15 protein-coding genes and 1 pseudogene are annotated in these 22767 nt (G+C 45.8%); 4 read left to right on the top strand and 12 right to left on the bottom strand.

Translation table 11 applies throughout. The features are described from left to right. Window positions 1-239 precede the first annotated feature (239 nt). Entirely contained in the window at window positions 240-3398 is a 3159-nt protein-coding gene (gene srfP, locus NSQ83_RS03955; protein ID WP_119899097.1) for a surfactin resistance protein SrfP, read from the bottom strand. Between the two features lie 131 nt (window positions 3399-3529). Between srfP and NSQ83_RS03950 the strand changes: the two are divergent. After that, window positions 3530-4400 (top strand): annotated as a pseudogene (locus tag NSQ83_RS03950) (TetR/AcrR family transcriptional regulator). Between the two features lie 14 nt (window positions 4401-4414). Here the strand turns inward: NSQ83_RS03950 and gatB are convergent. From gatB to gatC, 3 genes are read right to left on the bottom strand one after another with little or no spacing between them, the layout of a single operon-like run. Then, entirely contained in the window at window positions 4415-5845 is a 1431-nt protein-coding gene (gene gatB / locus NSQ83_RS03945; protein WP_003219444.1) for an Asp-tRNA(Asn)/Glu-tRNA(Gln) amidotransferase subunit GatB, read from the bottom strand. A gap of 13 nt (window positions 5846-5858) precedes the next feature. Continuing rightward, entirely contained in the window at window positions 5859-7316 is a 1458-nt protein-coding gene (gene gatA, locus NSQ83_RS03940) for an Asp-tRNA(Asn)/Glu-tRNA(Gln) amidotransferase subunit GatA (protein ID WP_003233901.1), read from the bottom strand. Between the two features lie 15 nt (window positions 7317-7331). Next, the gene (gatC, locus tag NSQ83_RS03935) at window positions 7332-7622 is read right to left on the bottom strand and encodes an Asp-tRNA(Asn)/Glu-tRNA(Gln) amidotransferase subunit GatC (RefSeq protein ID WP_003219442.1); all 291 of its coding nucleotides are present in this window, start codon (window positions 7620-7622) and stop codon (window positions 7332-7334) included. Window positions 7623-8035: 413 nt separating this feature from the next. Here gatC and opuE point away from each other — a divergent pair, with 413 nt between their 5' ends. Both opuE and NSQ83_RS03925 read left to right on the top strand, forming a co-directional pair. Beyond that, window positions 8036-9514, top strand: coding sequence for a proline transporter OpuE (gene opuE / locus NSQ83_RS03930; protein WP_003233905.1), 1479 nt, complete (start codon window positions 8036-8038; stop codon window positions 9512-9514). A gap of 105 nt (window positions 9515-9619) precedes the next feature. Beyond that, entirely contained in the window at window positions 9620-10318 is a 699-nt protein-coding gene (locus tag NSQ83_RS03925; RefSeq protein ID WP_010886431.1) for an MgtC/SapB family protein, read from the top strand. A 37-nt stretch (window positions 10319-10355) separates the two neighbouring features. On the opposite strand, the gene NSQ83_RS03920 is transcribed toward NSQ83_RS03925, so the two are convergent. The 5 genes from NSQ83_RS03920 to NSQ83_RS03900 all read right to left on the bottom strand — a co-directional run bounded on the left by NSQ83_RS03920 (window position 10356) and on the right by NSQ83_RS03900 (window position 17731). After that, window positions 10356-11366 carry a phosphotransferase enzyme family protein gene (locus NSQ83_RS03920; protein WP_003233909.1) on the bottom strand — a complete coding sequence of 337 codons (1011 nt, stop codon included), beginning with the start codon at window positions 11364-11366 and terminating at the stop codon, window positions 10356-10358. Between the two features lie 161 nt (window positions 11367-11527). Then, window positions 11528-12718, bottom strand: a complete 1191-nt coding sequence (locus NSQ83_RS03915) for a CamS family sex pheromone protein (protein ID WP_003242795.1) — start codon at window positions 12716-12718, stop codon at window positions 11528-11530. A gap of 15 nt (window positions 12719-12733) precedes the next feature. Next, window positions 12734-14740 carry an NAD-dependent DNA ligase LigA gene (gene ligA / locus NSQ83_RS03910; RefSeq protein ID WP_032722978.1) on the bottom strand — a complete coding sequence of 669 codons (2007 nt, stop codon included), beginning with the start codon at window positions 14738-14740 and terminating at the stop codon, window positions 12734-12736. Window positions 14741-14763: 23 nt separating this feature from the next. Then, window positions 14764-16983, bottom strand: a complete 2220-nt coding sequence (pcrA, locus tag NSQ83_RS03905; protein ID WP_015383008.1) for a DNA helicase PcrA — start codon at window positions 16981-16983, stop codon at window positions 14764-14766. 61 nt (window positions 16984-17044) lie between these two features. Beyond that, window positions 17045-17731: a heptaprenylglyceryl phosphate synthase gene (locus NSQ83_RS03900; protein WP_032722977.1), complete on the bottom strand. Its 687-nt coding sequence runs from the start codon at window positions 17729-17731 to the stop codon at window positions 17045-17047. 262 nt (window positions 17732-17993) lie between these two features. Between NSQ83_RS03900 and NSQ83_RS03895 the strand changes: the two genes are divergently transcribed. Then, window positions 17994-19571, top strand: a complete 1578-nt coding sequence (locus tag NSQ83_RS03895; RefSeq protein WP_032722976.1) for an FMN-binding glutamate synthase family protein — start codon at window positions 17994-17996, stop codon at window positions 19569-19571. Window positions 19572-19608: 37 nt separating this feature from the next. On the opposite strand, the gene NSQ83_RS03890 is transcribed toward NSQ83_RS03895, so the two are convergent. Genes NSQ83_RS03890 through NSQ83_RS03880 form a run of 3 tightly spaced genes read right to left on the bottom strand, consistent with a single transcriptional unit; the run spans window position 19609 to window position 22690 of the window. Beyond that, the gene (locus tag NSQ83_RS03890; protein WP_003219429.1) at window positions 19609-19923 is read right to left on the bottom strand and encodes a YerC/YecD family TrpR-related protein; all 315 of its coding nucleotides are present in this window, start codon (window positions 19921-19923) and stop codon (window positions 19609-19611) included. 2 nt (window positions 19924-19925) lie between these two features. Beyond that, the gene (locus tag NSQ83_RS03885; RefSeq protein WP_198878944.1) at window positions 19926-20921 is read right to left on the bottom strand and encodes a DUF3048 domain-containing protein; all 996 of its coding nucleotides are present in this window, start codon (window positions 20919-20921) and stop codon (window positions 19926-19928) included. 26 nt (window positions 20922-20947) lie between these two features. Beyond that, window positions 20948-22690, bottom strand: coding sequence for an adenine deaminase (locus tag NSQ83_RS03880; protein WP_198878945.1), 1743 nt, complete (start codon window positions 22688-22690; stop codon window positions 20948-20950). Window positions 22691-22767 lie beyond the last annotated feature (77 nt).

Genomic DNA, 22767 nt, shown 5'->3' with positions numbered 1-22767 from the left:
AAAATGTACATAATCTTACAGGTGAAAACGCACAAAAGCTCAAAACTGATTCTTGTTTTGAGCTTTTGTCATCCTTAACATTCTTTCAGCTTGATTGAAAACCCTTGTAGTCTAGGAAGGGGGAGCATTGGAGCGGAGCGAATGTAAAATTCGTGAGCACCGACGCGCAGACCTGACAACGAATGCGAGGGTTTTTCAACAAGCTGAAAGCCCCAGCAGAGCTGAGGCTTTTAGTTTTTTTACTCTTCTTCCGTTCCCGGTTTTTTCTTGCGGAACTTCGCCAATACTTCATATACGATTGGCACGATCAAGAGCGTCAGAAGCGTTGAACTGATCAAACCGCCGATAACCGTGACGCCGAGTCCTTTTGAAATGACCTGGCTTCCGCCTTCGAAGCCGAGGGCTAATGGAATCAAGGCACCGATTGTCGCAATGGCTGTCATCAGGATCGGACGGAGTCGTGTAGAGCCGGCTTCCAAGAGCGCTTCTCTCGTAGACAGGCCTTCCGCTTCCTTATGAATCACGCGGTCAATTAAGACAATCGCATTCGTGACAACGATACCGATCAGCATGAGCATACCGATCATGGCGTTCAGACTGATCGTTTCACCTGATACGTAAAGTCCGACCAGGGCACCGATGACTGTGAACGGCAATGAGAACAGAATCGCAAATGGCGCTAGTGCTCCGCCGAAGGTAATCACGAGCACAAGGTAAACGATCGCTATTGCTGCCAGCATCGCTAAACCGAGCTTCGTGAAGGAATCAGCGATATCCGCTGATACGCCGCCTGTGTCAATCGATACGTTATCAGGATGGTCTAGCTTATCGATTTTCTTCTGGATAGCAGTTGATACGGCTGTGACGTTGTCAGATGTAACCTCACCTGTGACATCCGCATAGACTTTTCCGTCACGTTTTGACACGGTATCTGATGTTGATCCTTCCTTCACTTTTGCCACATCGCCGATTTTGACTTCCTGGCCAGTCGCGGAAGTGATCTTTTTATTCTCTAAATCTTTCACACTCTTATACTCGTCTTTTTCTGTCTTAATGTTCACATCAAGCTCTTTGCCGTCTTTTTTCACAGTTGTGAGCGGTTCTTGTGATGTTTGTGACATTAAGGCCTGAGAAATTTGAGACGCAGTTAAACCGAGTTTGCTTAGTTTTTCTTGGTCAGCGACAAATGTGTACTCATCATATGTGCTGGAAAGGCCTGAATTTACGTTTTTCAGATCCTTTTCATCTTTCATGATTTTTTCAATGTCTTTAACCGTGTCTTTAATATCGTTTTCAGAATCGCCATACACATAGTATGTTAATTGGTTGTTATTGCCTGAAGAGCTGAAGTCCTGTGACTTCCATTCTCCGCGGTCAGATTGCTTTTGGATTTCCTTCAGAACGTTATCTTTTTCTTTATCAAAGTCAGGTGTGTCGCTTTCATATTTGATATAGAATAACGCACCGTTAGAATCTCCTCCGGCAAGCGGGCTGCCAGAGCCTAATGAATACTGAACCGTATCGACATGCTTGCGGTCAAGCAGGATTTTTTCTGCTTTTTCAGCTTCATTTTCGGCTTCTTTTTTCGTTTCACCCGGTTCTGGGCTGTATGTGAGCTGCATCGTTTTTTCTTCCTCGGACGGCAGGTAGCTGGCACCGATTAGCGGTACAAGGAACAAGCTTCCAAGGAGCATCAGAACAGCGATGATAGACGTGATCCATTTGTGGCTCAGCGCCCAGTTCAATACTTTTTTATAGATGTTTGCAAGTCTGCCAGGTTTGTGTTCTTTCGCTTTAATCGGCGCGCCCGTTAATGATTTTTTGAACAGGCTGTGTGCGAGCATCGGCACAAGCGTGATTGAAATCACCAGGGATGCGGCAAGCGCAAAAACAATCGTTAAGGCAAATGGAATAAACAATTCACCGATTTGTCCGCCAACAAGTGCGAGCGGCAGGAATACCGCGATTGTCACGATCGTCGATGACATGATCGGTTTAAACATTTCCTTCGTCGCTTCACGAACCAATGCTTTTCCGCGGAGCGGCTCATCTTTGAGTCTCATGCGGCGGTAAATGTTCTCGATGACAACGATGGAGTCATCGACTACACGTCCGATGGCAACGGTCATTGCGCCGAGCGTCATAATATTCAATGTGATATCAAGCTGCTGCAGCACAAGGAGTGCGATCAGCAATGATAATGGAATTGAAACAACAGAAATTAATGTTGATTTGATATCTCTTAAGAATAAGAGAATAATCACAATCGCAAAAATAGCACCGAAGATGGCTTTGCTTAACATCGTGTCAACTGACTGTGTGATCGGCTCCGCCATGTCGAGAGTTGCGCTGTAATTGAAGCCTTTATGGTCTTCTTTGAACTTCTTCAGCTCAGCTTTGACATTGTCGGCAACCTCTACCGTATTCGCATCGTTTGCTTTGACGATGTTGATGCCGATGCTGTCTTTGCCATTTGTGCGTGAAACGGATTCAGCTTTTTTCACATCTTTAATTGTGGCAATGTCAGAAAGCTTGACCGTCGGCACTGCTGTGCTTGCGCTTTGCTGCGCCTGTGCTGCCGCTTGTGCGCTTTGGGCTGCCTGTGCACTCTGCGCCGCCGCTTGAGATGCTGCGCTGCTGCCTGCACTTGAAGCTGATGCCGTCGGGATTCTCATATTCTTCAAATCTTTAATTGTTTCAATATCGCCGCTGACGACGACAGATTTTTCTTCATTTCCGAATGTGTACAATCCAAGCGGAGTTGTCACATCTGAACCTTGAATCACTTTCTTCACAGTATCTTCATCAAGGCCGTATTCCTTCAGTTTGTCTTCTTTGAAAGAGAATTCAACCTCTTCCACCTGCTGGCCCGATACTTGGACGGACGCAACGCCTTCTATGCCTTCAAGTTTAGAAACGAGGCTGTCCTCCACTTGTTTCGTCAGCTCTTGCAGGTTATCTTTATCACTGGACACGCTCAGCGTCAGAATCGGGAATGAGTTCAAGCTGTAGCGTGAAATCTCCGGATCTTTCGCGTCATCAGGCAGGTTGACGTTTTCTAACGCTTCAGCTGCTTCTGTTTTCGCTTTGTCCATATCTTTCTCATAATCATATTCAATCATGACCGACGATGCGTTTTCATAGGACGTCGAAGTCACAACACTGACACCGTCCAAGTTCTGCACGGCTTGTTCAACCGGTTTGGTCACTTCATCAGCCACTTGGCTTGGTGTCGCACCCGGATATGTCGTGCTGATCGTCAAGTAAGGCATGTTCACGTCAGGAATAGACTCTTGCTTCATATTCATACCCGCATACAAGCCGGCTGCCGTTACAATAATCGTCATCAGCCATACGGCGAATTTGTTTTTCAGAACGAAATTAATAACGTGATTCATCATATCCTCCATTACATTTTTTATTGACTGACTGGTCATTCTATATAATACTAAACGTTATAACGCAACAACGTCAACTCATATACCAGAAAATTTTACTAAATTTTTCAAGGATTAAGGGGAAGCACGTCATGAATGAAAAAAAAGAGAGAATCATAAAAACCAGCATTCGTTTATTTGCGAAAAAAGGATTCGCAGCTACGACGATCCAAGAAATCGCCAGTGAATGCGGCATTTCGAAGGGCGCTTTTTATTTGCACTTCAAATCGAAAGAAGCGCTGCTGTTATCTGCCTGTGAATATTATATCGGTATGTCTATGAACAAAATGAAAAATATAGAAGAAGATCTCGCCGGAAAGCCCCCTAAGGAAGTGTTAAAAAAGCAAATTGGCGCTCAATTTGAGGATTTTCGCGATCATAAAGATTTTATCGTTCTTTTGCTTACCGAAAATATCATTCCGGAAAATCAAGAAATCAAGCAATACTTTTACAAAGTAACCATGGAGACGGATAAGCTGTACCGGAACGCCTTGCTGGTATCCTATGGCGAAGGAATCGAGCGGTATGTCGCAGATCTGTCCATCATGGCAAGAGGCATTGTGCATTCCTATATGAACGTGATGGTATTTAACGGTGAGCTTAATATCGATGCAGAAGAAATCTCAGCCTTTATTATTGAGAGACTGAATGATCTTGTACAGGGGCTGAGCCGTTCTGCACTCAATCCGATTGTATCAAAAGACATTTTCAACCCGATGCCTGCGGGAAAAGACCAGCTGCTTGAGGACATTCAGAAAGTGAAAGAAAACAGCACGCTGCCCGAGGATATCACCGTGTCACTTGATGTTATCGAGGAAGAATTGACTCAGGATAAACCGCGCAAGCCGATTATTAAAGGCATGCTGTCCAATTTGACCGGAACCAACGACAAAGAAGTTGAAAGGCTTCGGGCCCTCATCTCTGTCTTTATCTCAATTTGACCATAAAAAAAGCAGCCTCTAAGGGCTGCTTTTTTATTAGCGTTTTTTAATTTCTTCAAGCAGAATTTTGTTGACCATCGGCGGGTTGGCTTGTCCTTTGGACGCTTTCATAATCTGTCCGACTAGGAAGCCGATCGCGCGGTCTTTTCCGTTTTTAAAGTCTTCGATTGATTGAGGATTGTTGTCAAGCGCCTCAGTGACAAGCTTCAGAAGCACGCCTTCGTCAGAAATCTGAACAAGGCCTTTCTCTTTCACAATCTTCTCAGCGTCGCCGCCTTTTTCAATCAATTCTTTAAACACTTTCTTCGCGATCTTAGAAGAAATGGTTCCTTTTTCAATCAATTTGATCATGCCGGCAAGGCCTTCAGGTGTCAGGGCAACATCGGCAAGCTCTTTTTGCTCAGCGTTTAGGTAAGCTGACACTTCACCCATCAGCCAGTTAGACGCTTGTTTGGCTTCAGCGCCTTTTTGAACGGTTTCTTCGAAGAAATCAGCCATTTCTTTTGTCAGCGTCAGAACCATCGCGTCATATGCAGGCAAGCCAAGCTCTTCGATATAACGCTTGCGGCGCTCATCCGGAAGCTCAGGAATGCTTGCTTTTACGCGTTCCTTCCATTCATCATCAATGTAGAGCTCGACTAGATCCGGCTCTGGGAAGTAACGGTAGTCGTCAGATCCCTCTTTGACACGCATAAGAATGGTTTTCTTCGTTGCTTCATCATAACGGCGAGTTTCTTGCTGGATGACGCCGCCGGAAAGAAGAACCTGCTCCTGGCGTTTTTCTTCATGCTCAAGGCCTTTTTGAACAAACGCAAAGGAGTTCAAGTTTTTTAATTCTGTTTTTGTGCCGAATTCCTCTTGGCCGATCGGACGAAGAGAGATATTGGCGTCACAGCGAAGTGAGCCTTCTTCCATTTTACAGTCAGAAACGCCTGTATACTGGATGATGGATTTCAGCTTTTCAAGATACGCGTACGCTTCTTCCGGCGTGCGGATATCCGGCTCTGATACGATCTCAACAAGCGGCGTTCCTTGGCGGTTGAAGTCAACAAGAGAATAGCCGTCGCCTGTGTGTGTCAGTTTTCCGGCATCTTCTTCAAGGTGAAGGCGCGTGATGCCGATGCGTTTTGTTTTTCCGCCGACTTCAATTTCGATCCAGCCGTTTTCGCCGATTGGCTTATCAAATTGAGAAATCTGATACGCTTTCGGGTTGTCAGGATAGAAATAGTTTTTGCGGTCAAACTTCGTATCCGTTGCGATCTCACAGTTGAGCGCCATAGCGGCTTTCATTGCGAATTCAACGGCTTCTTTGTTCAGAACAGGCAGGACGCCCGGATATCCGAGGTCAATAACGCTTGTCTGCGTATTCGCCTCCGCGCCGAATGGCGTTGGAGAGCTTGAGAAAATTTTTGATTTTGTTTTTAACTCAACGTGGACTTCAAGTCCGATTACCGTTTCAAAGTTCAATTCTTTTCACCCCTTACAGTTCAGGTTTTGCTTTATGATGGTCTGTCGCTTGTTCAAATGCATGAGCAACGCGGTATACAGTGCTTTCATCAAAGTGTTTTCCGATGATTTGCAGGCCGAGCGGAAGTCCGTCTGCTAATCCGCATGGCACGCTGATTCCCGGTACGCCGGCAAGGTTGACCGGAATCGTTAAGATATCGTTTGCGTACATTGTGAGCGGATCCTTCGTGTTTTCACCGATTTTAAACGCAGGTGTCGGTGTAGTCGGTCCAACAATAACATCATATTTTTCAAATACGTCCTCGAAATCCTTCTTAATCAACGTACGCACTTTTTGCGCTTTTTTGTAGTACGCATCGTAGTAGCCTGAGCTTAAAGCAAACGTTCCGAGCATGATGCGGCGTTTGACTTCATTTCCGAAACCTTCAGCGCGCGTTTGCTTGTAAAGGTCGATCAGGTTATCCGCGTTGTCTGTGCGGTAGCCGTAACGGATGCCGTCAAAGCGTGCAAGGTTCGCTGACGCTTCAGAAGATGACAGCAGGTAATATGTCGCAAGCGCGTATTTACTGTGCGGAAGAGACACTTCTTCCCATGTAGCGCCGAGACCTTCAAGGACTTTCAGCGCTGCCAGGACAGATTCTCTCGCTTCTTTGCCGACACCTTCACCAAGGTATTCTTTCGGAACGGCGATTTTCAGTCCTTTGATGTCGCCAGTTAATGAAGAAAGAAAATCAGGCACGTCCACATTTGCACTCGTGGAGTCCATTTTGTCTACGCCGGAAATCGCTTGAAGTAAAAACGCGTTATCCTCAACCGTACGTGTAATCGGCCCGATTTGGTCTAATGAAGACGCAAATGCGACCAGACCGTAACGAGATACACGTCCGTATGTAGGTTTTAATCCGACAACGCCGCAGAAAGATGCCGGCTGACGGATGGAGCCGCCTGTGTCAGATCCAAGAGAAAACGGAACTTCTCCCGCAGCAACCGCAGCCGCAGATCCGCCGCTTGAACCGCCGGGAACTGTTTCTAAGTTCCAAGGGTTTTTCGTCAGCTTGTAAGCTGAGTTTTCGGTAGATGATCCCATGGCGAATTCGTCCATGTTCAGTTTTCCGATTGTGACCGCTTCAGCGTCTTGAAGGCGCTGAACGACAGTAGCGTCATAGATCGGATCAAAGTTTTCGAGAATTTTGCTGGAGCATGTTGTGCGCAGCCCTTTTGTTACGATATTATCTTTTACGCCGATCGGCATACCGAAAAGAAGACCGTGCTCAGAACGCCCGTCAACCGCCTCATCAAGCTCCTTCGCGTATGCGCGCGCTCTTTCTTCATCTAATGCCAAAAAGGCTTGTACCTTATCATCAACCGCTTGGATGCGTTTATAAGATTCGTCAACCAGATCAGAAATCTTAATCTCTTTTTTATGTATGAGCTGTTTTAATTCTGTGATTTTATGATCAAATAATGACATTCTTGTGTCCCTCCTTTAGTCCAGAATTGATGGCACACGAATATAGCCGTCTTTATGGTCAGGCGCATTTTTCATGACATCCTCAACCGGAAGACCTTTACCCGCTTCATCTTCTCTCATGACATTTTTCATTTTCAGCACGTGAGTTGTAGGCTCCACATTGTCTGTGTTAACCTCATTAAGCTCCTCGGCAAATGAAATGATACTGTCGAGCTGTTCAGTGAACATTTTTGCTTCTTCTTCAGTAATTGCAAGTCTTGCAAGGTGCGCAACGTGCTTTACTTCTTCTATTGAAATTCGTGACATATGATCCACCTCCACATATTTCTCCGTTAAGTCATATAATACTGATCATATCAAAAACAAGCCCTTTAAAGCAACAAAACGCCTTGAGACAGGCCTGTGTTTTCGAAACAATACCCTATATATTTTATACTAAAATGAGGAGAAGGAGAAACGAAATATTTTTCTGAATATTTTTACTTTAATTATTTCTTGAAAGCGTTTTATTCTTTATTCCCTTCTAGGTTTGCAACGGTTTTCCCCGCTCATGATCAAGGTTTCATCGCTTGAATGGCCGGGAATACTTTGTTAGGTTAAGTTACCAAGTGCACCCGCAAAGGAATTTCTTTTGTTTTGCACTTACGCCAGGCTGCTTAACTGGCACCATCAATTTGAGAGGTGATGCAACATTATTAGAAATGAAGAGAGGGTAAAACGTGAGTATTGAAATTATTATATCTTTAGGAATTTACTTTATTGCCATGCTGTTAATCGGCTGGTATGCATTCAAGAAAACCACTGACATCAATGATTACATGCTTGGAGGAAGAGGCCTCGGACCATTCGTTACTGCTTTGTCTGCCGGTGCGGCCGATATGAGCGGATGGATGCTGATGGGTGTTCCCGGCGCGATGTTTGCGACAGGGCTGTCCACCTTATGGCTTGCTTTAGGTCTTACAATCGGGGCGTACTCAAATTACTTGCTGCTGGCTCCAAGGCTGCGTGCTTATACGGAAGCGGCGGATGATGCGATTACGATTCCTGATTTCTTTGATAAACGATTCCAGCATTCTTCATCACTGCTGAAAATCGTATCTGCATTGATCATCATGATCTTTTTCACATTGTATACCTCTTCCGGTATGGTATCTGGCGGACGGCTGTTTGAATCTGCTTTTGGTGCGGATTACAAATTAGGCCTGTTTCTGACCACCGCAGTTGTCGTGTTATACACACTGTTTGGCGGTTTCCTTGCTGTCAGTCTGACTGACTTCGTGCAGGGTGCGATCATGTTTGCAGCACTAGTGCTTGTGCCGATCGTTGCTTTTACCCATGTGGGCGGCGTTGCTCCGACTCTCCATGAAATCGGCGCTGTTAACCCACACTTATTGGATATTTTTAAAGGCGCGAGCGTCATTAGCATTATTTCCTATTTAGCCTGGGGCTTGGGCTACTACGGCCAGCCTCATATCATCGTCCGATTTATGGCGATTAAAAACATTAAAGATTTGAAGCCTGCACGCCGAATCGGTATGAGCTGGATGATCATTACAGTTCTAGGTTCCGTGCTGACGGGTTTAATCGGTGTTGCATACGCCCATAAATTCGGAGTTGCTGTAAAAGATCCGGAGATGATTTTCATTATCTTCTCTAAAATTTTGTTCCACCCATTAATTACAGGGTTCTTATTGTCAGCTATTTTGGCTGCCATCATGAGTTCGATTTCCTCACAGCTCTTAGTCACAGCAAGTGCTGTAACAGAGGATTTATACCGGTCATTTTTCAGACGAAAAGCTTCTGATAAAGAATTGGTCATGATCGGGCGATTGTCCGTCTTAGTCATTGCCGTTATCGCGGTACTCTTGTCATTGAACCCGAACAGCACCATTCTTGATTTGGTCGGATACGCTTGGGCCGGCTTCGGTTCAGCTTTCGGGCCTGCGATTCTGCTCAGTCTGTATTGGAAGCGAATGAACGAATGGGGCGCGCTTGCTGCCATGATTGTCGGGGCTGCGACCGTGTTAATCTGGATTACAACCGGCCTGGCAAAATCAACCGGTGTGTACGAAATCATCCCTGGGTTTATTCTCAGTATGATTGCCGGCATCATTGTCAGCATGATCACAAAACGTCCTGCAAAAGCCTCTTACCGATTATTCGGTGTCATGGAAAAGCTGTTAAAACGCAAAAAGTAAGCAATAAGCCATCAAGCGCAGCTTGGTGGCTTTTGTGCTCTTGTTTTGCTATAAATACTGTGAGAAAATCATATTTATTTAAAAACACCATAGAGAAGGGGGAAGTTGCTGTTGAGCTGGTATATTGATCCTGATATTTTATTGAAATTGGGCATTGCCACATTGATTGGCATGGTCATCGGGCTTGAACGCGAATTAAAAAATAAGCCGCTCGGATTAAAAACCTGTATTGTCATCGCAGTCAGCTCATGCATGCTGACGATCGTCAGTATTAATGCGGCATATCATTTCCCTAAATACTACCGCATCATGATGGATCCGCTTCGTCTGCCGGCACAAATCATCTCCGGCGTCGGGTTTATCGGAGCCGGTGTCATCCTGCGAAAAAGCAATGATGTCATTTCCGGCCTGACAACATCGGCCATGATCTGGGGGGCAGCGGGGCTCGGGCTTGCTACGGGAGCAGGTTTTTATAAAGAAGCGTTTGCCAGTCTTCTGTTCATCCTGATCAGCGTGGAATTTCTCCCATGGGTGGTCAGAAAAATCGGCCCCGACCGCCTGCAGGAAAAAGACATCCGCATCAGAATGTCACTTTCTGATAAAGACAAAATGACAGAGATTTTAAAAGAAATGAAAAGAAGAGATATCAAAGCACACTCCGTTCGGATCGACGACCTAGGCGAAAAGGATTTTCCAATTATGGAAGTGAAGGTCCGCGTCCATAAAAACAGATACACGACCGATGTCTACTATGACATTAAAGCCATTGAAGGCGTAGTCGGCGTGAAGTGTGATACATTATAAAAGCCAATGGGACTGGATTCCCATTGGCTTTTTCTATCTACACCAGTGCTGAAAAATCAAATGCTGTAATCGGCGTGCCATTCTCTATATCTCTTCTGAAACCGGCCAGCATTTCTTTTTCCTCTTCTCCTATTGTGTTAAGGTCAAACATCTGATGCAGCAATCCGTAAATCAGCATATGGCGAAGGCGGAGGAAATCAGGTATTATCATCAGCCATGCAGGGTCAAGCTCATTTTCCTCCCAGTACCCTTTCATAAAATGCGTCATAAATTCTTCTGTAAACGCAGCTTTATCATCATATGGCACAACAGGATACCACAGGACATTGTAGAGAAGAATGCTAATATCGTTAACAAACCAGTTGTAGCCGATATCATCAAAATCAAATGCCGTGATTTTGCCATGATCCCAGTTAAAATTGCCATGGTGCAGATCCGCATGCACCAAGCCGTAGCTGTCCTGGCTTTTCGGAAGCCTCCGCAGTTCATTCATCAAAGAATCGGCTTGCTGAAACACCTTTATCTGATCTTCAGGCACATATTTTCTCAGCTTTAATTGCTCCTCTTCATCCCATTCCTGTCTTTTGAAAGCGGGATTGCTCAATTTGTAGCTTTTTGTCAGGCTGTGCATGCTGCCTGTGTATCTGCCAAGCTCATAAAATAGCGTTTCATTCCAGTCCGATTCATCCACTTTTTGCCCCGGCGCTTTCTCATACACTCTCAATAAAAATGACCCGCCGTTTCCGTCCGGCACTGCTTCTACGTCTTTTCCGTTCAGCGACGGGAGCGGTTTGGCTACTGAAATTCCCCCTATTGCAAGGTGACGGAGCCATTCCATCTCTCCCATTATATAATCAGAAGATCTCCGAATCGTATGGGTAATCTTTAAAATATAAGGTTGATTGTCTTTCATACATTCATATACATAGTTTTCCGCATCAGCCAGAAAACGCACCTGATCTTTTGAGAAACCGTATCTCGCTGCAGCTTCTGCCAAAACCTGCTCTTCATGAAATATTTTTTTGATATCTTTATGCACGTCTAACATCCTTTCATTGCTATAGTTTTGATAATGATTGTTTTCACACGATTTCCAGCATCAACATACCTCCCCTTGATTTGTGTTTCGGCAGAAGTGAAAATAATTTCCCTTTTCCTGTTAATTGTAACATAAAAACCCTTGTGCCAATATGGCACAAGGGTTTTCTATCAGTCATAAATGTGAACAGTCGGCTCTTTATCTCCGGCATTGCGGATAATGACCGCTTCCTGTCCGTCTGAGGACGTGATATTGACTTCGACATCAACTGAGCTCTTAGAGTAGTAGTCCATCACTTCACCCGTTAAGAACTGGGTAAACGCGACAACTTCGCTCTTTCCATAGAATTGCATTGGTATGTCAATCTTCATTTTCTTCATTTCATCATTTTCATACAGCGCTGTACCGACAACGCCTGTATAGTTCGGGAAATATTCTTCAATTGAGTTTTTGAACCGCTTAAAGACCTCGGTGTCATCCGGGTATTTTTCTGCTGTGGTTGTATCCGCCGGATAGAATACATATTTTTCATTGATGTCATCCCAATTTGAGATATCGGTAGAGCCTGCTTTGACCTCTGTTTTGGCGATGAAGTTCCCCGGCACAATCGATGTTTTTGACGCCTGCTTATAAAGCGCGACGGTAATCGGCACATTCTTCAAATTATCTTTTTTGCGGAGGCGGTTAATAACCTCCTGTGCAATTTTTTCTCCCTGCTGGCGAAGCGTGCTGTCTTTAATTTCCACTTCTTTTTGCGGGTCGCCAGTTTTTTCACGATAGTAATACACTGAGTTTAACGCCAGTCCGATCATGACGCCGCCAAGCTGGATAGAATTCTTGTCTTTTCTGACTAAATAATCGTGCTCAAGCATGGATGCTAAATAAATTGGGCTGCTTTCGTTCTTTTCTTCTGTTGAACCAGAGCTTGGGAGCGCCGGGTTCAAGCCTTCATTTTTGAAGTTTTTATCTTCTTTTTCGGCTTTTTTCAAATCAGAGCCCGTTTTTTTCCGTGCCAGCCAGCTTAATACTGTATCCTCATCTAAATATTGTCCTTCTTGGAACAGATAATCGTCAGTCGAGAAAGAATCTTGGGCAAGACGCATCAGCCCTGTTTCAAACTCGTCAATGTCCAGCCTAGTATTCAGCTGTTCCGTTGTTAAGCCACGCGCTTTGCCTGCCTTAAACGGCAGCACCATTTTGTAATAGGAGTCAGAGATATTATATTTCGGGACAATCGCTTTTTCTGACGATTTCGCCGTCTTTTGCGTAATCTCTTCCTCCTTCTCCCCCCCAAAACCTGACGAGCAGGCAGACAGCATTAATACTGCCGCCGTTGCCGCCAATGCCAACGTCTTTTTCAATAGAAAACACTCCTCTTATTTCTTTAGCTCTCCCATTAACTGTTCTTCATTCCACACTTCAATGTTCAGCTCTTGTGCTTTTGTCAGCTTGCTTCCCGCCGCTTCTCCGGCGATGACTAAGTCTGTGTTTTTGCTGACGCTTCCAGTCAGCTTTCCGCCCAGCGCTTCGATTTGCGCTTTGGCTTCGTTTCTTGACAGCTCTTCCAGCTTTCCTGTCAGAACAATTGTTTTACCGGCAAAGTAAGAGTCGCTGTCCTCTGCTTTTACTTTTTTCGGGCCTTTGTAGAGCGTGTTTACGCCCAGCTCCTGAAGTTCATTCAAGAGTTCAAGCATTTCTTCTTTATGAAAATAGGTGATGACCGCGTCAGCCATTTTTTCACCGATTTCATCTACCGCGAGAAGTTCCTCTTTTGAGGCTTTTTTCAGGTTCTCCAAGCTTTCAAAATGCATGGCAAGCGTCTTTGCAGCCTTTGATCCGATAAAACGGATGCCAAGCCCAAACAGCAAACGCTCCAACGAATTTTCTTTTGATTTTTGGATGGAGCTGATCAGGTTTTCAGTGGACTTTTCACCCATGCGCTCAAGCTGGATGACTCGTTCCTTCGTCAGCTTATATAAATCTGCCACATTGCGGACAAGGTTTTCCTCAAACAGCTGTGTGATCACTCGTTCGCCGAGACCGTCAATGTTCATGGCATTGCGGGAAACGAAATGGATCAGCCCTTCCCGGATTTGCGCCGGACATTCAGGGTTAATGCAGCGAAGCGCCACTTCTCCTTCGATCCGGACGAGCTCACTGCCGCATTCAGGACATTCCGTCGGCATGCTGAATTCCTTTTCTTCTCCTGTACGCTGTTCAACGAGGACATTCACGACTTCCGGGATGATATCGCCCGCTTTTTTGACAACAACCTTATCCAAAATCCGAATGTCCTTCTCTTTAATTAAATCTTCGTTATGAAGGGATGCTCTTGAGACCGTTGTGCCGGCAACTTTTACCGGCTCAAGAATCGCGGTCGGCGTGATCACACCCGTTCTGCCGACATTTAATTCGATATCGAGAAGCTTCGTCACGACCTCTTCAGCAGGAAACTTATACGCGATGGCCCAGCGCGGGCTTTTCGCCGTAAAACCGAGCTCCTCCTGTTGATCGAGAGAATCGACTTTAATGACAATGCCGTCTATTTCATACGGCAGGTCAGCGCGCTTCGCCTGAAACTCATCGACCAGCACTATGACTTCTTCTATGTCGCCGCATTTTTTTCGCTCCTGATTCGTTTTAAATCCGAGTTCGTCGAGAAAATCAAGCCCCTGGCTTTGCGTCTCCACACCCATCTCGTCAAGCTCCGCTATACTGTAGACGAAGATATCGAGGTTTCGTTTCGCTGCAATTTTCGGATCGAGCTGCCTGAGTGATCCCGCCGCGGCATTTCGCGGATTGGCGAACGGTTCTTCCTCATTTTTAATCCGTTCCTCATTGAGAGCTTCAAACGAACGCTTCGGCATATACGCCTCGCCGCGCACTTCGATTGACAGCTCACGGTTCATTTTGAGGGGGATATTGCGGATCGTCTTCAGATTCTCCGTAATATCCTCTCCCGTCGTTCCGTCACCTCTTGTGGCTCCTCTGACAAAATAGCCGTCTTCATAACGGAGAGAAACAGCAAGACCGTCTATTTTCAGCTCCACATTATACGCCACATCGTCGCCGACGGCTTGGCGCACACGGCGGTCGAAATCACGAAGATCATCAGCATTAAAGGCGTTGCCCAAACTGAGCATCGGTGTGCCGTGGGTGACTTTCTGAAACGCTTCAAGCACGGCTCCGCCGACGCGCTGCGTAGGAGAGTCAGGCGTTCTGAGGTCTGGGTGCTCATCCTCGATCGCAATCAGCTCCTGCATCAATCTGTCGTATTCGGCATCTGGGACGCTCGGTTCATCTAAGGTGTAATATTCATAGCTATACTTGTTGATGGTGCGGCGCAGTTCTTCTGCCCGCTGCTTCGCTGTTTCTTTGTCCATCTGCTTCTTCCTTTCCTCTTCAATTACTGCTTTTCAATAGGAGCAAATGCTGCTAACAGGCGTTTCACGCCGACAGGGCTCGGGAAGGCAATATCGAGCTCCGTCCCTTCTCCTTCGCCTTTTACGCTGACGACAGTTCCTGTTCCCCATTTTTTATGGCCCGCCTTATCTCCGACTGCCCAGTTCAAGGTGTCGCCGCCTGTTTTGCTGGCGTAGGATACCGGGCGTGAAACAGGGCCGCGTCTCGGCTGCATTTTTCTCGCAGACGTCGCTCTCGTTTCTTTTTTCTCATTTAGGTTTTCCAATAAATCATCCGGTATTTCAGCAATGAAGCGAGATTCCGGGTTCATATTCGTCCGGCCAAACAAGGTGCGCATTTTAGCGTTGGTCAGATAAAGCTCCTGTTCAGCCCTTGTAATCCCAACGTACGCAAGGCGGCGTTCTTCTTCCATTTCCGCTTCCTCCATGAGTGAACGGCTATGCGGGAAGACGCCTTCTTCAAGCCCCATCAAGAAAACAACCGGGAACTCCAGTCCTTTCGCGGCGTGCAGTGTCATCAGGGTGATCGCATCCTTGCCGCCTGACTCTTCCTCCTTCTGATCGAGCTGATCAATATCTGCGATCAATGCCAAGTCTGTCAGGAACGCAACGAGTGTCTTGTCTTCACTTTTCTGTTCAAAGTTTTTCGTAACAGACAGGAACTCGTCGATATTTTCTAAACGGCTTTGGGCTTCGATCGATTTCTCAGCCTTCAGCATTTCTCTGTATTCCGTCTTATCAAGAATTTCTTCTGTCAGCTCTGTAATAGATAAGTAATCCTGCATATTGGTCAGGTTTTCAATCATCTGTCTAAAGCTGTCAAGCGCGTTTGCCGCTTTGGCACTGACGCCGATAAAATCAACCTGCTGAATCGCTTGGAAAAATGACAAGCCGTTTATGGCCGCATACGAAGCGATTTTTTCAAGTGATGTCGCACCGACTCCGCGCTTCGGCACATTGACAATGCGCGTGAAACTGATATCGTCATCAGGATTGGATACGAGGCGCAGGTACGCAAGAATGTCTTTAATTTCTTTTCTGTCATAGAACTTTGTGCCGCCGACAATGTTATAGTTCAAGCCCGCTTTGAGAAGCGTTTCCTCAATCACACGGGACTGCGCGTTTGTCCGGTATAATATGGCGATATCAGACAGCTTCCGCTTGCCTGAGCTGTGAAGCTGATGAATTTTACCGGCCACAAACTGTCCTTCTCCGAATTCATTATCACCGCGATAATAGGAAATTTTGATGCCTTCATCGTTTTCCGTCCACAAATTTTTCGGTTTGCGGTTAGAGTTGTTTTTGATGACCTCGTTAGCCGCACGCAAAATCCGTTTCGTTGAACGATAGTTTTGTTCTAGCAAAATCACGCTTGCATTCGGATAATCTTTTTCAAATGAAAGGATGTTGGTGATATCCGCGCCGCGCCATCTGTAGATTGACTGATCAGAATCCCCCACAACGCAAAGGTTCTGGAAACGCTCGGCAAGCTGCTTAACAAGCATGTATTGCGCCCTGTTCGTATCCTGATACTCATCAACATGGATGTATTGGAATTTGCGCTGATAAAATTCAAGTACTTCCGGCACTCGGTCAAACAGTTTAATCGTCGTCATAATCAAATCGTCGAAATCGAGCGACTGGTTTTTCAATAGCTTCTTCTGATAATCAGCATATACATCGCTGACCACCTGATCGTAGTAGCCGCCAGCAACTTTAGAGAATTCCTCCGGTTCGGTCAATTCGTTTTTCGCACTGCTGATCGTACCGAGGATGCTTCTCGGGTCAAACTTCTTCGGATCAAGATTGCGCTCCTTCAAAATCCCCTTGATCACTGAAAGCTGGTCAGCCGTATCAAGGATGGAGAAATTTCGGTTGATCCCAATCCGGTCGATATCTCTGCGCAAGATCCGCACGCACATGCTGTGGAATGTGGAAATCCAGATATCGTCCGCGCCGGGTCCGAGGATGCTTTCCACACGTTCTTTCATTTCGCGTGCCGCTTTATTTGTAAATGTGATCGCCAGAATGTTCCACGGCGCCACATGCTTTTCTGCCATTAAATAAGCAATTCTATGGGTCAGGACACGCGTCTTTCCGCTTCCCGCTCCCGCCATCAGCAAAAGAGGCCCGTCCGTTGTTTTGACTGCTTCCTGCTGAACGGGGTTTAAACCGCTTAGTAATTGATTGCTAATATAATTCAAAATTTGTTCACCCGCCTATACAAAACATATGTTCTATCATAAACCAAATCCGTACAATTTACTACTCGCCTTTCACAGCCGCTACTGTTTTCAAAGCCCTGTCAAAATCTTCATACACAGCATTGCCTACAACGATCACATCCGCATGCTCTGCATACTGTTTGGCCGTTTCCGCATCCTTGATGCCGCCCCCATAAAACAAGGTTGACGTTTCCAATACAGCCTTCGTTTTCTTGACAGCTTCTATGTCTCCAAGCATGCCGCTGTATTCTAAATAAAAAATCGGCAGTTGCAGCAGCTCCGACACACGCGCATAGGCGACAATATCATCCATATTCAGATCGGCGTCCGCTTTAGTCAGTGCCGCGGCTTTGCAATCTGGATTTGCGATGCAGTAGCCCTCCGCCACGATTTCTTCCATAGACATCAGTTCTCCGTATTCCTTCATGGCTTTCTGGTGCATTCCGACAATCCAATCCGCGTTTTTGCTGTTTAATACACTCGGAATAAAATATAAGTCAAAGCCGGGAACGATCGCTTCAATCGCTGATACCTCTAGGACACACGGCACCAAAAACCGTCTTACCTTAGACATCATCCGCAGGACATTATCCTCTGTCACACCATCGCTTCCTCCGATAATGACCGCATCCGTTCCTGATTCGCAAAGAATCTCCAGCTGTTCGTCAGGCAAATCTTTATTTGGATCGAGTTTAAAGACATGCTTCCACTCCGTTACATCGTACACGTCATACGTTCCTCCATTCGTTTGTTACCATTTAAACATTATAACAAATTCACATAGCGCGGAAAAACGGAAAAAGCCGTTAATCTCGTTATTCACTGAAAAAGGTGTTTTGATTCTATTTTCATAAAAAAAGAGCATATGGCAGTACCTGCTCTCTGAGTCCTGTATCGGCAGAAGCACACATTTTTCACCAGATTCCTTCTGCTATTGTTTGGAAAGTGTTCAACTGTGGAAATGGTTACATAAAAAGGGAGGCTGAGAGATGGAAACCATCATAATAGCACTCATCGCATTTATCATAGGGATCATCGCTATCCCGATCGTCTTGTTTGCCTGGATCTACATAAAGGATGAAAAACAGCAGGAGCACTCAATTCTTCGCAACTATCCCGTCATCGGAAGGTTTCGGTATACCCTTGAAAAAATCGGGCCGGAGCTCAGACAGTATTTATACAGCAATGACAATGAGGAGCAGCCTTTTTCACGAAAGGAATATGAGCAAACCGTCATCTCCGGCAAATACAAAAGCAGAATGATGGGCTTTGGATCTGTAAGAGATTTTGATAAACCTGGCTATTATATCCGTAACGCTATGTTTCCAAAACAAAGGGAAGAAATGCACGTAAATCAAACGCCAAAAATTGAAACCCAAATCTATAAAATGGATGCTGACAATCTGTTCAAACGCAAGGAGCATGCCGAACATATCAAGGCAGACCCGTATTTTCTCCATCCTGATGATGTACAGGTGATTGGCGAGCATACATGCGAGAAGCCATTTTATGTGAAGGGCTTAGTCGGCCAGTCTGCCATGAGCTACGGTTCTCTTGGAGAACGGGCTGTTACGGCGCTCTCAAAAGGGCTCCATCAGGCAGGCGGCACCTGGATGAATACAGGTGAAGGGGGATTGTCTGAATATCACTTAAAGGGCGGCGCCGATATCATTTGCCAAATCGGACCGGGCCTATTCGGCGTGCGCAAAAGAAACGGGGAATTTTCGTGGGAGGAATTTAAAAGAAAAAGCAGGATTGACCAGATTAAAGCGTTTGAGCTAAAGCTGGCACAAGGAGCGAAAACCCGGGGCGGCCATGTGGACGGCGCCAAAGTATCAGAGGAAGTGGCAGACATTCGGAATGTCGAACCTGGAAAGTCGATTGACAGCCCGAACCGCTTTTATGAATTCTCAAACCCTCCTGAAATGCTCGACTTTATTGAAAAACTTAGAGATGTCGGACAAAAGCCAGTCGGCATCAAACTGGTCGCTGGGCATCCTGAAGAATTACATGAGCTTTTCTCTTATATGCAGAAAAGCGGAAAGCATCCGGATTTTATCACGATCGATGGAAGTGAAGGCGGTACCGGAGCTTCCTTTTACGAGCTCGCGGATACAGTCGGCCTTCCGATTATGACAGCGCTGCCTATTGTTGACACGCTTCTTAAACAGTACGGCTTGCGCAGCCAGCTGAAAATCTTTGCTTCCGGAAAGCTCCTGACTCCTGATAAAATCGCGGTCGCCTTAGCCCTCGGCGCTGACTTTGTCAACATCGCACGCGGCATGATGTTTTCCGTTGGCTGCATCCGCGCTCTCGTCTGCCACACCAACACCTGTCCGGCAGGTGTGGCGACGACAGATCCGAAATTGCAAAAAGCACTGAGCGTTGAGGAAAAACAGCATCGCGTCTGCAACTACGTCATTTCCCTGCGGGAGGGGCTGTTTAACCTTGCAGCCGCAGCAGGGATCAATTCGCCGATTCACTTTTCCAAGGAGCATGTTGTCTATCGCAAAGAGGATGGCAGTCTCATCGATATCGACAACCTGATCCATCAATTTGTTTCATAAAGAAACCGCCCTTGCCGAACGGCAGGGCGGTTCTATGTTATTTTGAAGAAGACTCAGTTTCCGTTTCCTTCACACGGTCAAGCGCCATTTCATAAGCGTCATTTCCGTAATTTAAGCAGCGTTTCACACGGGAAATCGTAGCCGTGGAAGCGCCTGTTTCTGTTTCAATCTTATGATACGTGTTTCCTTCGCGAAGCATGCGCGCCACTTCAAGGCGCTGAGCCAGCGATTGAATTTCGTTAATTGTGCATAGATCATCGAAGAATCGGTAACATTCCTCCAGGTCTTTCAGCGATAAGATCGAGTTAAATAACTGGTCCAGCTCTTTGCCGCGTAATTTATCGATTTGCATCGTTACACACCTTCTCCTTTACTAATGGAAGCCGCATCAAGATCAGGTACGATATTGATCCAAGTCTTTCCTGGCACAAACGGAAGCCACTTGCCGTCTTTTACCGGCACAATTCTGCCATTCACTTGTTTCCAGTCTGTTTCAATGACGTTTCCGTGCTGAAACAACAGACCTTTTCCTCCTGATTCCAAGTCGATGTCCCGCCTTCCATCTTGATCAATAATATGATGGCTGGCTTCAACAATGAAAATATTTTGCATTGCAACCGGCTTTCCGGTTTCCCGGTCTGTCGTTATGACACCATCAGAGCTTCTTGTATAAAATTCAGCTTTTTTATCATAGTTGTATTCGACAAGATTTGTAACGTTTTTTGTTCCATAATCTACCCGAACATTGTAAGATTCATTTGCAGGTTTTGCATCTGATGTTTGAAACAGCAGCGGATTTGTTTCCTGCTTCAGCTTATAACCCTTTTGTTCCGCCGCCTTTTTTATGTAATCATAAGACGTATAGGAATTGTGGGGCGGTTTGCTGAAATCAGCTCTCCAAAATAAGCTTCCGTCAAAATCCAATCCGTTCATATAATCGGCAGCTCCGGATTCCAACTGCTCTTTGGCGCCGGGACTCCAGCCGTGATGGACAAATATGCTGTCAAAGCCATTGCTGAGAGTGACGAAATATTCCCGCGCGCTCCGCACAGGTCCGACAGTTTCAGGCATCTGGCTTTGGAAAATGGCCAGAAATCTTGTGATTTGCCCTTCGGCTAGCGCTTCTATGACAATGTCGGCTTTAGACAGACCCGACTGCGGCCTCGCCTTCGGGTGATTGTTCACCACAACAGCAACAGGCCGGCGTTCAGTCACCTTCTGTTCAGTCTTTAGCCCCGTTAAAGGAGCTTTCAGCTTCTTTGCAGTATCCGGGACAGCATCCTTCTGCTGGCAGGATACCAGCAGAAAAAACACGAAACACAGCGCGCAAACTGTCATCCAATTTTTCATATGTCGGCTCCCTGCTCTTTTATATTTTAACGCATTATCGATGGAAAGAGTACAGTTTTTTTCATGACGTCGAAGATTCCTCTTGGCGTAATGCGTATATACGGAAGGTGCGTACTTTGTAAAAAGAGCAGCGTATAGATAGGATCGCAAAACTCATAGCCTCTTTCAGTCAAAAGATCTCTCAGCTTTTGTTCCTTCTCAAGCACGTCTTCATACGCTTCCGAAGAGGCGCAGCCGCACAGCGTAAGCGGGATTTCATGCAGAATGTTTCCGTTCTCCGCTAAAACAATTCCTCCTCCGATTTCTTTCATGCGGGCAAAAGCGAGCAGCATATCCGCTTTATTTTTTCCAATCGCGACAATGTCGCCCGTCGTCGTAAAGGAGCTTACAAATCCCTGCACGCTTGAGGCAAACCCTTTTATCATCGTATTGACGCGCCATTTCCCGTGTCTGTCGAGCATCGTCAAATAACTTTCATCATGGTCAAACGAGAGCTGTTCCATCGAATTGTCGATCTCAATCATATACGGCTCCATAATGACCGCATTCCGCATTTTCACGCCCATCGGCATAGAAAACTGCAAGTCATCCATCGTCATATCATATGAAAGCTCAAGCGGGACAAGACCGCCTTTGTGCCAGTCCGTCTTTGTAAACGCCTTCAAATCACAGCCGTCTTCACGCAGAATGGTCCCTTTTGACAGAACAGTCACGGGATTCGGATTTAACGGATCTTCCAATATGTTCAGCGATGCCAGTCTGCCCGGTCCGACAACTCCTAAATAATCATCCATTTGGTAATACTTTGCGATATTAAATGATGCCATATTGTAGGCATCGATTGCAGGTACGCCTTCTTCTAACGCGATGCGAATCAGCTCGTTTGTCATGCCGCCTTTATAGAAATTCGGGGTTGCGCCATCTGTCGTGAAAAAGAAGTGGTCATAATAGCGGAAGCCCTTCTCATGCAGCTCCTGCAAGATTTTTCTTACATCGGGGCGAATGGAAGAGTTCCGAAGGGAAACATAATAGCCCAGTTCCAGCCTTCTCATCACTTCATCACCTGTCATCGCTTCATGATCACAATCCGCTCCGAACAGCTTCATTTTTGTAAGCGTTTTATCAGAAGCGCCGGGAAAATGCCCTTCAATGCGTTTTCTCTGTTTCTTTGTAGCTTGCATACAGTGGAGCATTAAATCATCACCATCTACCAGGCGAGGCCATCCGGTCATTTCTCCGCCTTGAATCACATCCGGATGTTCAATCCACTGTTTTCTGACGTCAAATGGAAGGACGTGGTCCTCGTTCAGAACCTCGGTCTGGAGGTCATAGCGTGACCACCAAAAATACTGGACAGGCTGCTTTTTGAGTTCATTCAAAATCGTAAGCGCTTTCTTTTTTCCGCTTTGCAAAAGCAAAAATAAGTTATCATTCACGAATGTCGTTGTTCCGTATTGAGACACATATTCCGCCAGTGTTTGGGGATTATATATTTGAAAAGGATGTGCGTGCGGTTCAATATAACCTGGCACAATGTATTTTCCTTCACAATCAATCGTATGAATTTCTTCGGCTCTATTCGGAAGTTCATGACCCACATAAACAATGCGGTCCTGATAAATCCAAATGTTTTTTTTCAGCCATTGTTTTACATATGGATTTAAGACGAGAGCATTCCGTAAAAGGAGCGTTGGAAGCAGCTTTGAGTCTACAACATCAACCTGTGCCCTGATGTCTTTGTTTTTCCAGTTAAAGGTGCGTTCGGACATTCACATACTCTCCTTTACATGTATTAGACTCATGGTATCACATCCTTCCTCATCACGCACGATAAAAACGTTACAAA

Source organism: Bacillus sp. PS217, from assembly GCF_037963535.1.
GTDB classification, from domain to species: domain Bacteria; phylum Bacillota; class Bacilli; order Bacillales; family Bacillaceae; genus Bacillus; species Bacillus subtilis.
The sequence above is the reverse complement of the archived record's forward strand: the minus strand, read 5'-3'. Positions and strand labels throughout refer to the sequence as shown.